General features: G+C 67.2%; 15 protein-coding genes and 2 tRNA genes. 11 read left to right on the top strand and 6 right to left on the bottom strand.

Annotation, left to right across the window (positions count from 1 at the left end; all coding sequences use genetic code 11):
• Nucleotide 1: 1 nt before the first annotated feature.
• Nucleotides 2–418: a type IV pilin protein gene (locus ACTJIL_RS08680; RefSeq protein ID WP_440755123.1), complete on the top strand. Its 417-nt coding sequence runs from the start codon at nt 2–4 to the stop codon at nt 416–418.
• A 52-nt stretch (nt 419–470) separates the two neighbouring features.
• Nucleotides 471–547: transfer RNA gene (locus tag ACTJIL_RS08675), tRNA-Asn, on the top strand.
• A 47-nt stretch (nt 548–594) separates the two neighbouring features.
• Here ACTJIL_RS08675 and ACTJIL_RS08670 read toward each other — a convergent pair.
• Nucleotides 595–1,131 (bottom strand): GspH/FimT family pseudopilin, encoded by a 537-nt coding sequence (locus ACTJIL_RS08670; protein WP_440755122.1) that lies wholly within the window; start codon nt 1,129–1,131, stop codon nt 595–597.
• A 378-nt stretch (nt 1,132–1,509) separates the two neighbouring features.
• Between ACTJIL_RS08670 and uvrB the strand changes: the two genes are divergently transcribed.
• Entirely contained in the window at nt 1,510–3,543 is a 2,034-nt protein-coding gene (gene uvrB, locus ACTJIL_RS08665; RefSeq protein WP_440755121.1) for an excinuclease ABC subunit UvrB, read from the top strand.
• Nucleotides 3,544–3,727: 184 nt separating this feature from the next.
• Here the strand turns inward: uvrB and ACTJIL_RS08660 are convergent.
• The 5 genes from ACTJIL_RS08660 to ACTJIL_RS08640 all read right to left on the bottom strand — a co-directional run bounded on the left by ACTJIL_RS08660 (nt 3,728) and on the right by ACTJIL_RS08640 (nt 8,195).
• Nucleotides 3,728–3,802: transfer RNA gene (locus tag ACTJIL_RS08660), tRNA-Val, on the bottom strand.
• Nucleotides 3,803–3,922: 120 nt separating this feature from the next.
• Nucleotides 3,923–5,500 carry a PepSY-associated TM helix domain-containing protein gene (locus ACTJIL_RS08655; RefSeq protein ID WP_440755120.1) on the bottom strand — a complete coding sequence of 526 codons (1,578 nt, stop codon included), beginning with the start codon at nt 5,498–5,500 and terminating at the stop codon, nt 3,923–3,925.
• A gap of 1 nt (nt 5,501) precedes the next feature.
• On the bottom strand, nt 5,502–5,768 hold the full coding sequence (locus ACTJIL_RS08650) for a hypothetical protein (RefSeq protein WP_440755119.1): 267 nt from the start codon (nt 5,766–5,768) through the stop codon (nt 5,502–5,504).
• Nucleotides 5,765–6,025: a hypothetical protein gene (locus ACTJIL_RS08645; RefSeq protein WP_440755118.1), complete on the bottom strand. Its 261-nt coding sequence runs from the start codon at nt 6,023–6,025 to the stop codon at nt 5,765–5,767. The genes ACTJIL_RS08650 and ACTJIL_RS08645 overlap by 4 nt, the downstream gene beginning before the upstream one ends.
• Before the next feature lie 46 nt (nt 6,026–6,071).
• Complete coding sequence (locus tag ACTJIL_RS08640; protein ID WP_440755117.1) at nt 6,072–8,195, bottom strand: TonB-dependent siderophore receptor; 2,124 nt, start codon at nt 8,193–8,195, stop codon at nt 6,072–6,074.
• A 713-nt stretch (nt 8,196–8,908) separates the two neighbouring features.
• Here ACTJIL_RS08640 and thrS point away from each other — a divergent pair.
• The 8 genes from thrS (at nt 8,909) to ACTJIL_RS08600 (ending at nt 16,928) form a co-directional block, all read left to right on the top strand.
• The gene (gene thrS, locus ACTJIL_RS08635; RefSeq protein WP_440755116.1) at nt 8,909–10,816 is read left to right on the top strand and encodes a threonine--tRNA ligase; all 1,908 of its coding nucleotides are present in this window, start codon (nt 8,909–8,911) and stop codon (nt 10,814–10,816) included.
• A gap of 15 nt (nt 10,817–10,831) precedes the next feature.
• The gene (gene infC, locus ACTJIL_RS08630; protein WP_440755115.1) at nt 10,832–11,428 is read left to right on the top strand and encodes a translation initiation factor IF-3; all 597 of its coding nucleotides are present in this window, start codon (nt 10,832–10,834) and stop codon (nt 11,426–11,428) included.
• Nucleotides 11,429–11,917: 489 nt separating this feature from the next.
• Nucleotides 11,918–12,115, top strand: coding sequence for a 50S ribosomal protein L35 (rpmI, locus tag ACTJIL_RS08625; RefSeq protein ID WP_024889803.1), 198 nt, complete (start codon nt 11,918–11,920; stop codon nt 12,113–12,115).
• A gap of 13 nt (nt 12,116–12,128) precedes the next feature.
• Nucleotides 12,129–12,488: a 50S ribosomal protein L20 gene (gene rplT, locus ACTJIL_RS08620; RefSeq protein WP_440755114.1), complete on the top strand. Its 360-nt coding sequence runs from the start codon at nt 12,129–12,131 to the stop codon at nt 12,486–12,488.
• Between the two features lie 261 nt (nt 12,489–12,749).
• The gene (gene pheS / locus ACTJIL_RS08615) at nt 12,750–13,775 is read left to right on the top strand and encodes a phenylalanine--tRNA ligase subunit alpha (protein ID WP_440755113.1); all 1,026 of its coding nucleotides are present in this window, start codon (nt 12,750–12,752) and stop codon (nt 13,773–13,775) included.
• A gap of 95 nt (nt 13,776–13,870) precedes the next feature.
• Nucleotides 13,871–16,249 carry a phenylalanine--tRNA ligase subunit beta gene (gene pheT, locus ACTJIL_RS08610; protein ID WP_440755112.1) on the top strand — a complete coding sequence of 793 codons (2,379 nt, stop codon included), beginning with the start codon at nt 13,871–13,873 and terminating at the stop codon, nt 16,247–16,249.
• Between the two features lie 27 nt (nt 16,250–16,276).
• On the top strand, nt 16,277–16,579 hold the full coding sequence (locus ACTJIL_RS08605) for an integration host factor subunit alpha (RefSeq protein WP_027080542.1): 303 nt from the start codon (nt 16,277–16,279) through the stop codon (nt 16,577–16,579).
• Nucleotides 16,572–16,928, top strand: coding sequence for a MerR family transcriptional regulator (locus ACTJIL_RS08600; RefSeq protein ID WP_440755111.1), 357 nt, complete (start codon nt 16,572–16,574; stop codon nt 16,926–16,928). Before ACTJIL_RS08605 ends, ACTJIL_RS08600 begins: the two co-directional genes overlap by 8 nt.
• Nucleotides 16,929–16,966: the final 38 nt, after the last annotated feature.

The raw sequence follows: 16,966 nt of genomic DNA, 5'->3' as shown, positions 1-16,966 counted from the left end.
GATGACTATTCAGCGACGGATTTCCGGCTTTACCCTCATCGAACTGATGATCGTGGTCGCGATCGTGGCGATTCTCGCCGCGATCGCCTATCCGAGCTATACGAACCACATCACCAAGACCCGGCGTGCGGCTGGAGCGGCGTGTGCGATGGAGGCGGCTCAGTTCATGGAGCGTTATTACACGACCCACCTGACCTATCTCAACGCAGCGCTTCCGAATACCCAATGCATGAACGAGGTCGGCGACCACTACACGATCCAGCTCTCAGGAGCGGCAACTGCGTCTGCCTATACCATCCAGGCCGTGCCGAAGGGTTCCCAGGCTTCGCGTGATACCAAGTGCAAGACGCTGTCGATCAACCAGGCGGGGACCAAGGGCGAGATGGGGTCGGCAGCCAGCGCAGCCGAGTGCTGGTGAGCCGGCGGCCCGACTTGACCCGGAGGGCATGCGCATTACAATGCGCATCCCTGCCCGAATAGCTCAGCTGGTTAGAGCACTTGACTGTTAATCAGGGGGTCGTTGGTTCGAGTCCAACTTCGGGCGCCAGACACTCCAGGAAGAAGGCCCGCCTCGCTGCGGGCCTTTTTTTGGGGTCAGGGTTGGAAAGGGCAGCGCTTGGGAGTGGAATAGCGCTCCGTCCGCGGCCTTCCGGCGTTGTTGACGATCACGCTGCCGAGGAATCCGTCCTCGCCAGGGCGACACAGGCGGATGCTGAGGTTGTTGCCGGAGGCCCAGCCGCTGGGCAGGAAGCGCACGCGCCGGCGGCCGGTCGTGCTCCTGAGCGCCAGGTTCCCGCGAACGCCGTCGAGGTGCTGCAGCACCGCGTCGTCCGCTTGCGGCTGATCGTCGCGGTCGGGATCCCGGTAGAGGATCCAGCCGTCGCTCCAGACCTCGTCGCCGCGGCAGGTACGCCCGTCCCGGCTCGGGCAGACGGTCACGGGGGCGCCGTCCTTGACTGCCCGCAGCCGCGCGGTGGCGAGCGATGCGGTGAGCAGGTGGTAGGTGCTCGCCTCCCGCGTCCGCTGCAGCATCCCGCCGAAGGCGGGCAGCGCGATGGCCATGATGATGGCCAGCACGGCCAGCGTGATAACCAGTTCGACGAGGGAAAAGCCCGCTTCCTTGCGGTTCATGTTCGGCTCCATGCCAGTGGAAGGGACAGGTTAGGGGGCGTGTCGAAGGCCGGGTATCGGTATCGCTGGTGGGCTTCTGTCGGAGAATTCCGGAATTCGCGTCGGAATTCCCTGTTGCCGGGTGGCTGGTTCGATGTTCCAGCGAGCCGGCTCCTGTGGGAGCGGTCATGGCCGCGATCGCTCGACCCTGGCACTTGATGAGCAATTCACCTTCCGCGAAGTGATGCGCCGACCCTTTTCAAGGGCATTGGGGCCATGGCCGCTCCCACTCCGCAGCATGGGGCGCGACAGTTGGCAAAGGCGGTTGCCCATCGGGCTGCGCGGCCCCATCTCCGGGGTTCGCTAGACTGACCGATCCGCTTCCCATCCCCCGATCCCATGTCCGACACCGTCCACCCCGCAAGCTTCCAGCTCGTCGCCCCCTACGAACCGGCGGGCGACCAGCCGCAGGCGATCGAGAAGCTGGTCGAGGGTTTCGAGAGCGGGCTGGCGAAGCAGACGCTGCTGGGCGTCACCGGGTCCGGCAAGACCTACACCATCGCCAACGTCATCCAGCAGGTGCAGAAGCCGACCCTGGTAATGGCGCCGAACAAGACCCTGGCGGCGCAGCTGTACGGCGAGTTCAAGGCGTTCTTCCCGCACAACGCGGTCGAGTACTTCGTCAGCTATTACGACTACTACCAGCCGGAAGCCTATATCCCGTCGTCGGACACGTTCATCGACAAGGACAGTTCGATCAACGAGCACATCGAGCAGATGCGGCTGTCGGCGACCAAGGCGCTGCTGGAACGCCGTGATGCGATCATCGTCTGCACGGTGTCGGCGATCTATGGCCTTGGCGATCCCAACGAATACTTCAAGATGGTGCTGCACATGGTGCGCGGCGAGCGTATCGACCAGCGCGAGCTGATCCGGCGCCTGACCGAGATGCAGTACAGCCGCAACGACACCGAGCTGCGCCGCGGCACCTATCGCGTGCGCGGCGAGGTGATCGACGTGCATCCGGCGGAATCGGATTCCGAGGCGCTGCGCATGGAGCTGTTCGACGGCGAGATCGAGAAGCTGACCCTGTTCGATCCGCTCACCGGCGAAACCCTGCGCACGCTGCCGCGCTACACGATCTATCCGAAATCGCACTACGTCACCACGCGCCGCACCGTGCTCGACGCGATCAACGCGATCAAGGAAGAGCTGCCGCAGCGGCTCGAGCAGTTCTACGCGCAGAACAAGCTGGTCGAGGCGCAGCGCCTGCAACAGCGCACCCAGTTCGACCTGGAGATGATGGCCGAGGTCGGCTACTGCAACGGCATCGAGAACTACTCGCGGCACCTGACCGGGCGCATGCAGGGCGAGGCGCCGCCGTGCCTGTTCGACTACCTGCCGCCCGATGCGCTGCTGGTGGTCGACGAGTCGCACGTCACCGTCCCGCAGATCGGCGCGATGTACAAGGGCGACCGTTCGCGCAAGGAAACGCTGGTGGAATTCGGCTTCCGGCTGCCGTCGGCGCTGGACAACCGGCCGCTGCAGTTCATGGAGTGGGAAGGCCGCTCGCCGCGCACGATCTTCGTCTCGGCCACGCCGCGCGAGTACGAGCTGGAGAAATCGCAGGGGCAGGTGGTCGAACTGGTGGTGCGGCCGACCGGGCTGATCGATCCGGAGGTCGAGATCCGACCGGTCGCGACCCAGGTCGACGACGTGCTCGGCGAGATCAACCTGCGCGTGGCGATGGGCGACCGCGTGCTGATCACCACGCTGACCAAGCGCATGGCCGAGAACCTCACCGAGTATCTTGCCGAGCACGATATCCGCGTGCGTTACCTGCATTCAGACATCGATACGGTTGAGCGCGTGGAGATCATCCGCGACCTGCGGCTGGGCAAGTTCGACGTGCTGGTCGGCATCAACCTGCTGCGCGAGGGCCTGGACATGCCCGAGGTCTCGCTGGTGGCGATCCTCGACGCCGACAAGGAAGGCTTCCTGCGTTCGACCGGCTCGCTGATCCAGACCATCGGCCGTGCCGCGCGCAACCTGCGCGGCAAGGCGATCCTGTATGCCGATCGGGTCACCGATTCGATGAAGCGCGCGATCGACGAGACCGACCGGCGCCGCGCCAAGCAGGTCGAGTACAACACCGAGCACGGCATCACCCCGCAGTCGGTGCAAAAGAACATCGTCGACATCATGGAGGGCGCGCGCCCCGATCCTTCGATGGAGAAGAAGGGTCGTGGCCGGCAGCGCCAGGTCGCCGAGGCGAGCGAGGATTACGCCGCGCTCGATCCCGCCCAGGCCACGGCGAAGCTCAAGGCGCTGGAGCAGCAGATGTACCAGCACGCCCGCGACCTGGAGTTCGAGCAGGCCGCGCAGGTACGCGACCAGATCCGGCGGCTGAAGGACGCCATGCTGGCGGGCTGACGCCACAGAAACCTTGTAGGAGCGGCTTCAGCCGCGAGCTTCTGCCTTTCTTGCCTGACCGGAGAGCAAAGCTCGCGCCTGAAGCCGCACCTACACGAATCAGGGTCCGGCCCGGAATCCGCCGCCCAAAAACACAAACGGCGCAGCCATCTGGCCGCGCCGTGATCAGGTCCACTCTCGCGAGTGGTGGGCGGTACAGGGTTCGAACCTGTGACCCCTACCATGTCAAGGTAGTGCTCTACCGCTGAGCTAACCGCCCGAAGGGACGCGAATTCTAGCGGCTGGGCCTGCTCCAGACAAGCGGAACCTGTCTCGGGGCGCCTGGATGATCGGCCGGAAGAGGCCCGCGACTGAGGGCGCTCCCTTGGGCGCTCGACGATTATCCGGCCGCGGTGGAATCCGCCCACACGCTGTTGGGGTCGCCGCTACGCGCGCGGCGCGCGGTCGCGCGCGCCAGCATCGCGAAGGCGAACGCCATCGCCATCGCCACGCCGTCGACCCAGAACGGCGCCCAGTATCCCGACGCCGCGCTGCGCCAAGGCCACAGGCCGCTGGCCAAGCCGTGCGCCACGGGTACCGCTGCGGTCACGATCGCGGCCAGCCAGAGCAGTTCGCGCGCTGCCCTGGCAGGCGTGCGCAGCGCGGCCCACGCGGCGCAGCCGGCCCACGCGAGGAAGCAGGTCCAGCGGATGCCGGCGTCCACCCGTGCCGGCGCCCACGCCTCGAACGCCTGCGCGGCCACGAACGCCGCCGACACCGCCACGCAGAACCCGATGCAGATGCCCACCGTCGCCCGCGCCATGTTCACCTGCGCGCGGCCCTGGGCCTGCTGGCGTCGCTTGCGGCGCGCCTCGATCCACAGCAGGTTGCCGGAGTAGAACAGGAACGCGCCGCCGACGCCGAGCACGAAGTACAGCCACGCCACCAGCGCGTTGCCGTATTCGCCGAAGTGCAGTGCGTAGGTGGCCGCCAGCGTGGCGTGGTTGGCGTCGCGGCGGCCGGGCAGTTGCGTGGCCAGCAGTTCGCCGGTGTTGGCGTCCAGCGCCACCGAGCCCAGCGGCCCGAGCGAGCGCGACGATTCGCCGGTGACTTCCACCACCGCATTGCGGTCCCCGGCGTTGGCAAGCTTCAGGTAGGCGGGCTCGAAATCATCGATGCCCTGCGCGCGTGCGACCTCGATCGAACGCGCGCGCCACATCGCCAGCGACGAACCCGCCGGCGCGTCGACGCCTGCCGCCGCGCGCACCGGAGCGGTGTCCATCGCCATCGGCAGCGCTTCCATCAACTTGCCGCCGTACACCAGCGGGTTGAGCGCCATCATCAGCACCATCAGCAGGCACAGCAGCGCGCCTGTGATCGCGAACATCACGTGCATCGGCAGGCTGAGCACGCCGATGACGTTGTGCGCGTCCTGCCAGAACTGCTTGAGGTTGCGCCCCGGGCGCAGCGCGAACAGGTTCTGCACCAGCTTCGGCAGGTGGATCACGACGCCCGACACCAGCGCCAGCCCGTAGAGCAGGCTGACGATGCCCATCAGCCAGGTGCCCACGATCGGCAGGCCGAGCGAGTAGTGCAGTTCGTTGAGCAGCTCGGGCAGCCCGGCCTGCGGCGGCTTCGGGCTGCCATCGAGGTTTTCGAGGGTGGCGAACAACCACGTGCCCCGCGCGTCCTGCCAGTAGGCCGACGACTGCGGCCACTCCGCGCCGGGAAACAGCATGCCCACGTGTACGCGTGCCGCGGGATGGCGCTGCAGCACGCCGTCGAGCAACCGCTGCGCTTCGTCCAGCGACTGCAGCGGCTGTTCGGCCGCGGCGCGCGACTGCCACGCCGGCAGGTCGTGGTGGAACACGGTGATCGCACCGGCGTAGAAGGCGACGAACAGGGCGAAACCGGCGACCAGCCCGGTCCAGGTGTGCACGGCGGTGAAGGTGCGCAGGGTCGTGGATTTCAGCTTCATGTCATTGCACCCAGCCGAGCGCGCGCAGCGCCCACAGCGCGCCGAAACCGACCAGCGCCAGGCCGCCCAGCCAGCCCCATGCGCGGCGACCGCTGGAGAAGCCGAATGCCACACCGGCAGCGCCGATCCACAGCGGGAAGAACACGACTAGCCCCGGCACGATGGTCGATTGCCAAGGGCCCGGCAATGCCCAACCCACCAGCCCGACCAGCGCGGCCGCGAGGAAGAACCCGGCGACGAGGCCGGCGCTGGCGCGGCTCCACATCATCGCGGCGAAGTCTGCGTGAGCACGGCCAGGTACGGCAGCGCCACCATCGCCAGCATCCAGCAGCCGAGCATCGCGCACAGTCCTGCGCCGACGCCAAGCGCGGCGATCCATGCCGCAAGCGACGCGAGCGCAAGCAATGCACCTGCCACGTTGCCGTACCGGCGCAACGCCGCCGGCAGTCGCCAGCGGCAGTGCCCCGAGCCCGCGAACAGCGCCAATGCCGACAGCAGGGCAGTGAGCACGCCGATGAGCGTCACGCGCGGCCTCGCCGGTCGAATGCGGGAATGGTCGCGATCGCTACGTTCACCACTGGAAGCGCGCGGTCGCGGTTACCGTGCGCGGATAGCCGTAGTAGCACCACGTGCCGCTGTTGCAGACCGCGATGTACTTTTCGTCGGTGAGGTTGGCGGCGTTGAGCTGCAGGCGCCAATGGCCGACGTCGTAGTGCACGGCGGCATCGTAGAGCGTGTACGACGGCGTGTGCCAGAGGTTGTTGATGTCGCCGTACAAACCGCCGGTGTAGCGCACGCCGGCAGAGAACCCGAGCCCGGCCAGCGACCCGGTGGTGATGGTGTAATCGGTGCCCAGCGAGGCCTGGTTGCGCGGCTGCAGCGCCAGTTCCTTGCCCAGCGTCTCCAGCGCGGTGCTTTTGGTCACTTCCGAATCGGTGTGGGTGTAGGCGCCGTAGACGCTGAAGCCCGGGCCGACGTTCCAGCGGCCCTCCAGCTCGACGCCACGCACCCGCGTCTCGCCCTGCTGCACCGAGAACAATGTGTGATCGGGATCGACGGTGAGGGTGTTCTGCTGGGTCAGCTCGTAGACAGCCAGCGTCGCCAGCAGGTGGCCGCCGGCCGGCTGGTACTTCAGGCCGGCCTCGACTTGCTCGCCAGTGGTCGGCACGAACGCATGGCCGTCGAAGTCCGTTCCCACCGTGGGCTGGAACGACTGCGAATAGCCCACGTACGGCGCCAGCCCGTTGTCGAACAGGTAGTTCACGCCCACGCGCCCGGAGAAGCGCGCGTCGCTCTGGTGCTGGCGGCCGCCGCCGATGCGGTCATGGGTGTCGGTACCAACCCAGTCGTGGCGCCCGCCGAGCGTGAACACCCAGCGGTCGAACTTCGCCTGGTCCTGCACGTACATGCCGACCTGGCCCTGGGTCTGCAGCGTGTGCGAGGTGAAGTCCGGCACGGTGAGCTCGGCGCCGTAGACCGGGTTGTAGATGTCCAGCGGCGGCACGCCGAACGCGAATGCCTGCGCCATGTCGTCGCGGCTGCGGCGGTAGTCCACGCCGGCCAGCATTTCGTGATGCACGCGTCCGGTCTCGAATGCAAACGCAAGGCTGTTGTCGACGGTGAAGCTCGACGATTCGTCCAGCCGCGGATAGTAGTAGCGCGTCAGCAGCGTGCGGCCCGGATCGCTGCCGGGGATGAAATCGTCCTGCAGCCCGAACGCACCGATACCGCCGGCGGTGGCGTCGACGTCGGCGCGCATGTAGCGCAGGTTCTGGCGGAAGCGGGTGCCGTCGCCGAAGTCGTGGCTGAACTCGTAGCCCAGCGACTTGTTGGTCTTGATGTAATCGTTGCCGCCCGGCTCGCCGGCGAAGAAACTGCGCGGGATGCTGCCGTTGGGACCCGGGTACAGCGAGCCTTCCGCCGGCAGGAAGCCGCCGCCCTCCACCGTGTCGGCCTTCTGCCAGCGCGCCAGCACGGTGAGCGAGTTGCGCTCGTCCGGCGTCCACGTGATCGCCGGGGCGAAGTAGTAGCGGTCGTCGTGCACGTGGTCGACGACGTTGTCGCTGTTGCGCGCCAGGCCGGTGAGGCGGTAGAGCAGGGTGCCGCTGTCGTTGAGCGGGCCGCCGAGGTCGAACGCGGCCTGGCGCAGGTCGTAGCTGCCGACCTGCAGCTCAACCTCGCGCAGCGGATCGACAGTGGGCCGCTTGCTGACGAAGTTGAGCATGCCGCCGGGCGGCATCGCGCCGTAGTTCACCGACGCGGGGCCCTTGAGCACGTCCATGCGCTCCAGCCCGTAGGGTTCGATGCGCGAATCGCCGGTCCATGCACCGTCCACCACCGCCAGCCCGTCGAGGTAGCGCGCGGGCTTGAAGCCACGGATCAGGGTCCAGTCGCTGCGCGAGTCGTCGCCGTACTGCCCGCCCTGGGTGCCGGCGGTGTACCACAGCGCCTCCTCGACGCCGTGGATGCCGCGGTCGCGCATCTGCCGGTCGGTGATCACCGAGATCGACTGCGGGATCTCGATCAGCGGCGTGTCGGTCTTGGTCGCCGTCCCGGTGTTCTTCACGATCGGTGCGGTGACCTCGATGGTGTCGAGGGTGGTGGCGTCGGTGTCGGCTTCTGCGGCGGCCAGGTCCTGGGCGCCGGCTGGCGCCGCGAGGCAGGCGAGCAGGGCGACTTGCAGCGCCAGGGCCATCGGGTGGCGCGCGGTGAGGGGAAGGCGGGGAAGGAATCGCGGCTCGCGGGACATCGAACGGCTCTTGCAGGTGGAAGGAGGGGCGAGGTGCCGGTTCCGCACGCGAAAAGGGCGCCTGGCATCGGCCTGGCGCCCTCCATGGTCGCGGGGACGGTCGTCTTTGTGGATGAGAATGATTCTAATTTATCGGCTACCGCAGGTGCAACGGTCGCAGCCGACTGGCGCTACCTGCTGTCAGATCCACGCATGAATGTTTCGAACGGGTCGTGCCGGCATGCCGGAGTGCATTGCTGGCGAGCCGTCGCCGTCCTGCGTCGGCAATCGGTGCGCAGGGCGGGCCACGCCCGGGCGCCAGCGTTGCGTTGTCTGCCCGTAAGGACCGCGCAACCGGCGCCGTGGGCGGGAGGCCGGTTCGCCGCCGATCGCCAGCACCTTCCCGCGGCCGGCGGGGGTGCGCGTACCTTGTCCGACGCCCGCCGGTCCCGCGCCGGTGCGTGCGTTTTTCGTCTAGAATCACGGACCGAGCCGATGCAAGGGTGGCCCGCGGAAACGCCGGCCGAGCGTGCGACATGGACACTACCCGCGATCATCGTTGACTGACCCAAGGCCATCATCGCCACGATGACGACAGGCGCCTTGGCGCCTTTTTTGTTGTCCCGCATCCGACCCGAACCAGCAGCCGCGCCCGCCGCGGTGTTTCCCAAGAAACCGACATGATCAACATCACCCTTCCCGACGGCAGCCGCCGCGAGTTCGACCACCCCGTCTCTGTCATGGATGTCGCGCAGTCCATTGGCGCAGGCCTGGCCAAGGCCACCGTGGCCGGCAGGGTCGACGGGCGCCTGGTCGACGCCAGTGACGTCATCGACCACGACGCCACGCTGCAGATCATCACGCCGAAGGACGACGACGGCGTCGAGATCATCCGCCACTCCACCGCGCACCTCGTCGGCCACGCGGTCAAGCAGCTGTACCCGGACGCTAAGATGGTGATCGGCCCGGTGATCGACGAGGGCTTCTACTACGACATCTGGCACGAGCGCCCGTTCACGCCCGAGGACCTGGCCGCGATCGAGCAGCGCATGGCCGAGCTGATCGGCACCGAGTACGACGTGGTCAAGAAGATGACGCCGCGCGCGGAGGTGATCGAGACGTTCAAGGCCCGAGGCGAGGACTACAAGCTGCGCCTGATCGCCGACATGGACGACGACGTCACCCAGATGGGCTTGTACCACCACCAGGAATACGTCGACATGTGCCGCGGCCCGCACGTGCCGAACACGCGCTTCCTCAAGGCGTTCAAGCTCACCCGAATTTCCGGCGCGTACTGGCGCGGCGACTCGAAGAACGAGCAGCTGCAGCGCATCTATGGCACCGCGTGGGCCGACAAGAAGCAGTTGGCCGCCTACATCCAGCGCATCGAGGAAGCCGAGAAGCGCGACCACCGCCGCATCGGCAAGCAGCAGGACCTGTTCCACCTGCAGGAAGAAGCGCCGGGGCTGGTGTTCTGGCACCCGAAGGGCTGGAGCGTGTGGCAGGCGGTCGAACAGCACATGCGCAAGGTGTACCGCGACACCGGTTACGGCGAGGTCCGTTGCCCGCAGATCCTCGACGTCGAGCTGTGGAAGAAGTCCGGCCACTGGGACAACTACAAGGACAACATGTTCTTCACCGAGTCCGAGAAGCGGACCTACGCGGTGAAGCCCATGAATTGCCCCGGCCACGTGCAGGTGTTCAACCAGGGCCTGCACAGCTACCGCGACCTGCCGATCCGCTACGGCGAGTTCGGCAGTTGCCATCGCAACGAGCCGTCCGGCGCGCTGCACGGCATCCTGCGCGTGCGCGGTTTCACCCAGGACGACGGCCACGTGTTCTGCACCGAGGACCAGATCGAGGCCGAGGTCACCGACTTCCACGCCCAGGCCATGCGGGTCTACGAAGACTTCGGCTTCAGCGACGTCCAGGTCAAGCTGGCCCTGCGCCCCGAACCGCGACTGGGCGACGACGCCACCTGGGACAAGGCCGAGGAAGCCCTGCGCGGCGCCCTGCGCGCCGCCGGGGTGGAGTGGACCGAGCTGCCGGGCGAGGGCGCCTTCTACGGCCCCAAGATCGAATATCACCTGCGCGACGCCATCGGCCGGACCTGGCAGTTGGGCACGATGCAGGTCGATTTCATGATGCCCGGCCGTCTCGGCGCCGAGTACGTGGACGAACACAGCCAGAAGCGGCACCCGGTCATGCTGCACCGCGCCATCGTGGGCTCGATGGAGCGTTTCATCGGCATCCTGATCGAGCACCACGCCGGCAATTTGCCGGTCTGGCTGGCGCCGGTGCAGGCGGTGGTGATGAACATTACCGACGCCCAGGCCGACTGGGTCCGCGAGGTCCGGAAAACCCTTGCAAATCAAGGCTTCCGGGTCACGGAGGATTTGCGGAACGAGAAAATCGGCTATAAGATCCGCGAACATACGCTGCAGCGCGTGCCGTACCTGCTCGTGGTGGGGGACCGCGAGAAGGAAAACGGGGCTGTCGCAGTGCGCACGCGGTCAGGGGAAGATCTGGGGACGATGTCCGTCGCAGACTTTGCCGCGCGCCTGGATGACGGGCACGCAGCAGCGTGAGGTTGTACCCGATGCATGGCTCGCAGCCGTGCATCGGCAGGCCCGGACACCATGGTGTCCGGCACGAGTTTCCTTGGAGATCCACATATCAGTATCCCTGACAACAAGCAAAATCGCAGGAACCAGGACATCCGCGTACCGCGGGTGCGCGTGATCGGTGCGGACGGCGAAATGGTCGGCGTGCTCTCGCGCGAAGAAGCGCTGCAATTGGCCGAGGACGCCGGGCTCGACCTGGTCGAGATCCAGCCCAACGCCGATCCGCCGGTCTGCAAGGTTATGGACTTCGGCAAGTTCCGCTTCGAGCAGCAGAAGAAGGCCAACGAAGCCAAGAAGAAGACCAAGCAGGTCGAAATCAAGGAAATGAAGTTCCGGCCGGTCACCGACGAGGGCGACTACCAGATCAAGCTGCGCAACATGCGCCGTTTCCTTGAGGAAGGCGACAAGATCAAGGTCAACATCCGTTTCCGTGGCCGCGAGATGAGCCACCAGGAGCTCGGCCGCGAGATGGCCAACCGGATCGAGGCCGACCTTGGCGAAGACATCGTGATCGAATCGCGCCCGCGCCTGGAAGGCCGGCAGATGGTCATGATGATTGCCCCCAAGAAGAAATGATGTCGGCGGCCACAGGCCGCAGACGCCAACCGTTCCCCTCTCCTGCGAAGCGGGGTAGAGAGGCATGCTTGTGGGCCATTGGCCCACGTGCCGATGAACGCCCTGCGCGCTGCCCAGGGCCGGGGGGCGGAGCGGGGCAAAGGGTGAGGGGCTTCTTGGTCCTTGCGCCTGATCCGGCCGTGTAGGAGCGGCGGAAGCCGCGACCGCCCTGCCATCGGGTTCGCGGTAGCGGCTTCCGCCGTTCCTGCGGGCGGGCCACGGGGCGACCTTCGCAAGCCCCTAACCAGATGATTTGCAAGGCAATCCCGGACCCTGCATAATGTGCGGCCCGGTTTTCCGGGTTGTGTGTGCGGCAACAGGACCCGTCCGGATCCGCTTCTGGATCAAGGACTTACAAGCCGGCAAGGGCAGGATGGAAAGCGTGGCGGTACCTCCGGGTGCCATCGCCACCGCCCGGGCCAGTCGAAGAAAACCCTCAAGGACAACGCAATGCCCAAGATCAAGACGCATCGGGGCGCGGCCAAGCGCTTTCGGAAGACCGCTTCCGGCAAGTACAAGGCAGGCCACGCCAACCGCAGCCACATCCTCACCAAGAAAGCGACCAAGCGGAAGCGCAACCTCCGGCAGACGAACCACGTTCGTGCCGAGGACGCAGGCCGTCTCGATCGCATGCTTCCATATCTCTGAGGAGGGCTGAACAATGGCACGAGTCAAACGTGGTGTGACGGCCCGCCGTCGGCACAAGAAAATCCTGAAGCAGGCCAAGGGCTACTACCACGCCCGCCGCAAGGTCTTCCGCGTCGCCAAGCAGGCGGTGACGAAGGCGCTGCAGTACGCCTACATCGGCCGCAAGCAGAAGAAGCGCAATTTCCGCTCGCTGTGGATCGCCCGCATCAACGCGGCGTCCCGCGCGAACGGCATCAGCTACAGCCGCTTCATGAACGGCCTGATGAAGGCCGGCATCACCCTCGACCGCAAGGTGCTGGCAGACATCGCCGTGCACGACGCGGCCGGCTTTACCGCCCTGGCGGAGAAGGCGAAGGGCGCGCTCGCAGCGTAAGTTGGTTTCGTGGGAGCCGCCATGGCCGCTCCCACGGACAAACACGGTACACGCATGGGGAAGGGCGCAAGTCCTTCCCCATGTTTCGTTCTGGACGGTTGTTCTCGCCCGTCATTCCCGCGAAGGCGGGAATCCAGTGGCCTCGTGTTCGCCGGATGGTGTCTGGAGTGCATGAGCTAAAGTCGCTGGATCCCGGCTTGACCAGACATGCGTCTGTCGAAAGCCGCGGATGACGTCATGTAGTTCCGGGGATCCATTTCGATGAGTGACATCGACCAACTCAGTTCCAAGGCCATCGCCGACATCGCCGCGGCCGATACTCCTGACGCGCTGGAGGCACTGCGCGTCGCGCTGCTGGGCAAGAGCGGCAGCATCACCGCGCAGCTCAAGTCGCTGGGCGCGCTGCCCGGCGACCAGCGCAAGGCCGCCGGCGAGGCGATCAACCGCGCGCGCGATGCGATCGGTGCCGCGCTTTCGGCACGCAAGGCGGCGCTCGACGAGGCGGCGCTCGACGCGCGGCTGGCGACCGAGACCATCGACATCACGTTGCCGGGGCGCGATGCCGCGCGCGGCGGCCTGCACCCGGTCAGCCGCACGATGGAACGTATCGCCGACATCTTCGGGCGCCTGGGCTACGAGCTGTCCGATGGCCCGGAGATCGAGGACGACTGGCACAACTTCGAAGCGCTGAACTTCCCGCCGCACCATCCGGCGCGTGCGATGCACGACACTTTCTACATGCGCCCGGACGGCAGCGGCGTCGCCCGCCTGCTGCGCACCCACACCTCCGGCGTGCAGGTGCGCTACATGCAGGACCTGCTGGAGGGCGGTGGTGCGCCGCCGTTGCGGATGATCGCGCTGGGCAAGGTCTACCGCAGCGATTCCGACCAGACCCACACGCCGATGTTCCACCAGTGCGAGGGCCTGCTGGTCGACGAGCACGCCAGCTTCGCCGACCTCAAGGGCACGTTGTCCGAATTCGTGCGCGCGTTTTTCGAGCGCGATTTCGAGATGCGCTTCCGCCCCAGCTACTTCCCCTTCACCGAGCCGTCGGCCGAGGTCGACATCGCCTGGCAGCAACCGGACGGTTCGACGCGCTGGCTGGAAGTGCTCGGCTGCGGCATGGTGCATCCGAACGTGCTGCGCAGCGTCGGCATCGATCCGGAGCGCTACACCGGCTTCGCCTTCGGCTTGGGCGTGGAGCGCTTCGCGATGCTGCGCTACGGCGTCGACGACCTGCGCAGCTTCTTCGACAACAACGTGCGATTCCTTAAACAGTTCGCGTAACCACAAGCTGTCATCCCGAGCGCAGCGAGGGATCTGTTGTCGCTGATCGAGGAGCAGATCCCTCGCTGCGCTCGGGATGACACGGGATAGTTGACATGAAATTCTCAGAAAACTGGCTTCGCCAGCACGTCAATACCGATGCCACGCGCGACGAACTCGCCGCGACGCTGACCGCGATCGGCCTGGAGGTCGAGGAGCTGACGCCGCTGGGCGAAGCTCTCGACGGCGTCGTGGTCGCACGCATCGTGTCCGCGGAGAAGCATCCCGAGGCGGATCGCCTGCAGGTCTGCCAGGTCGATGCCGGCACCGGCGCGATGCTGCAGATCGTCTGCGGCGCGCCGAATGCGCGTGCAGGCCTGCTGGCGCCGCTGGCCACCATCGGTACGCAGGTCGGCGACATCACCATCAAGGCCGCGAAACTGCGTGGCGTCGAATCCAACGGCATGCTGTGCTCGGCGAAGGAACTGGGCATCGACGCCGACGCCTCGGGCCTGCTCGAACTCCCCGACGACGCCCCGATTGGCGCGCCGCTGGCCGGCTACCTCGGCCTGCCCGACGCCAGCATCGAACTCAAGCTCACGCCCAATCGCGCCGACTGCTTCAGCGTGCGCGGGATCGCCTTCGACGTGGCCGCGGCCTGCGGCAGCGAAGTTACGGCGTTCGACGCCGCGCCAGTGCCTGCGCAAGGCGACGCCGCGCTCGAAGTGCGGCTCGACGCCGGCGCCGGCGCCGACGCGCCGCGCTATGTCGGCCGCGTCATCAGCGGCGTCGACGCCAGCCGGCCCACGCCGGTCTGGATGGCCGAGCGCCTGCGCCGCAGCGGCATCCGCCCAGTGTCGCTGCTGGTCGACGTGACCCAGTACGTGATGCTCGAACTCGGCCAGCCGATGCACGCCTTCGACCGCGACCTCCTGCACGGCCCAGTCGGGGTGCGTCACGCGCGCGCCGGAGAAGCGCTGAAGCTGCTCGATGGACGCGACGTCGTCGCCGATCCCGGCTTCCTCGTCATCACCGACGCCGATCGCGCGGTCGCGCTGGCCGGCGTGATGGGTGGCTTCGATACCCGCGTCACCGGGGCGACGAAGAACATCTTCCTCGAAGCCGCGCACTTCGCGCCGGCGGCGATCATCGGCCGCGGCCGCAAGCTCGGCCTGCACACCGATGCCGGGCACCGTTTCGAACGTGGCGTCGACCCCGAGCTGCCACGGACCGCGATCGAGGTCGCCACGCGCCTGGTCATCGACATCGCCGGCGGCACACCGGGTCCGGTAACCGAGGCCGTGCTGCCCGAGCACCTGCCGCAGCCGCATCCGATTCCGCTGCGCCGTGCGCGGCTGGCGCGCGTGCTGGGCCTGGACATTGCCGACGCCGAGGTCGAACGGATCCTGAGCGCGCTCGGCCTGGAGGTCGCGGCGAGCGCGGAGGGCTGGAACGTCACCGCGCCGACGCGCCGCTTCGACCTGGCGATCGAGGAGGACCTGGTCGAAGAGGTCGCGCGCATCCACGGCTATGACGCAATCCCGACCACGCTCCCCGGCGGCGCCACGCGCCTCGCCGCACCCACCGAAACTCAGGTGGCCGAGCAGGACGTGCGCCGCCAGGTGGTCGCGCGCGATTACCTGGAGGCGATCAACTACGCCTTCGTCGACGCCGGCCTGCTCGATGCCTGGCAGGCGAACGCCGGCGCCGTGCCGCTGGCCAACCCGCTCAGCGCCGAGTTGGGCGTGATGCGCACGCAACTGCTGCCGGGGCTGGTCGACGCGCTGGCGCGCAACGAAGCGCGCCAACAGGCGCGGGTGCGACTGTTCGAGCTTGGCAAGGTCTTCGAAGCGCGGGCAGGGCAGGCACCGGCGGAAACCTTGCGGATAGCTGCGGTGGCCTGCGGCGACGCCTCGGCGGAACAGTGGGGCGTGCCGGCGCGGCGGGTGGATTTCCATGATCTGAAGGGCGATCTCGACAGCCTGGCCGCGTTGTCCGGGGCGAAGCTCGAGTACCGGGCGGCGCAGCCGGCGTGGGCGCATCCGGGACGTGCGGCCCAAGTGCTGCGCGATGGCGTGGTCGTCGGCGCGATCGGCGAACTGCATCCCCGCCTGCAGCAGGCGCTGGGACTCGACCATGCGGTGGTGGCGTTCGAGGTCGACCTGGCGCCGCTGCGCCAGCGCGCCGTGCCCGCCGCGCGGGGCTTGTCCAGGTTCCCGTCCGTCCGCCGCGATCTCGCGTTCGTCGTCGCCCAGGAGGTGCCGTGGGAGGCGGTCGCGGGCACCGTGCGCGGCGCCGCGGGCGCGGCTCTGCGCGACCTGCAGCTATTCGACCGCTACGTGGGCAAGGGGGTCGAATCGGGTTTCAAGAGTCTCGCCATGGGCTTGATTCTGCAGGAGGATTCACGCACTCTGACCGACCCCGAGGTGGATGCGGTGGTAGCCGATGTCACGGCCGCACTCGAGTCCGCCCACGGGGCACGGATACGTGGATGAGCACCGGTCAGGTTTTGGGGAGCTGAAATGGCGTTGACCAAGGCGGAAATGGCCGAGCGGTTGTACGAGGAAGTCGGGCTGAACAAGCGCGAGGCCAAGGAATTCGTCGATGCGTTCTTCGACGCCCTGCGCGAGGGCCTGCAGGCCGGCCGCCAGGTCAAGCTGTCGGGTTTTGGCAACTTCGACCTGCGCCGCAAGAACCAGCGCCCCGGCCGCAATCCCAAGACCGGCGAGGAGATCCCGATCTCCGCGCGCACCGTGGTCACCTTCCGCCCCGGGCAGAAGCTCAAAGAGCGCGTGGAAGCGTATGCGGGAGGTGCCCATGCTTGACCCGGGCAGCAACCGCGAACTGCCGCCGATCCCGGCCAAGCGCTACTTCACCATCGGTGAAGTTAGCGAGCTGTGCGACGTCAAGCCGCACGTGCTGCGCTACTGGGAGACCGAATTCCCGAGCCTGAGCCCGGTCAAACGCCGCGGCAACCGCCGCTACTACCAGCGTCACGACGTGCTGATGGTGCGCCAGATCCGCGGCCTGCTGTACGAGCAGGGCTACACCATCGGCGGCGCCCGCCAGCGCCTGGAAGGCGAGGGCGCCAAGCAGGAATCGGCGCTGAGCACCCAGATCATCAAGCAGGTGCGGATGGAGCTGGAGGAAATCCTGCAGCTGCTGCGCCGCTGAACCCGGAACGCGCGGCGCAGTCCGCGAAGCCGGTATAA

It is taken from the genome of Luteimonas sp. 22616 (assembly GCF_052044325.1).
GTDB lineage: Bacteria > Pseudomonadota > Gammaproteobacteria > Xanthomonadales > Xanthomonadaceae > Luteimonas.
The sequence above is the reverse complement of the archived record's forward strand: the minus strand, read 5'-3'. Positions and strand labels throughout refer to the sequence as shown.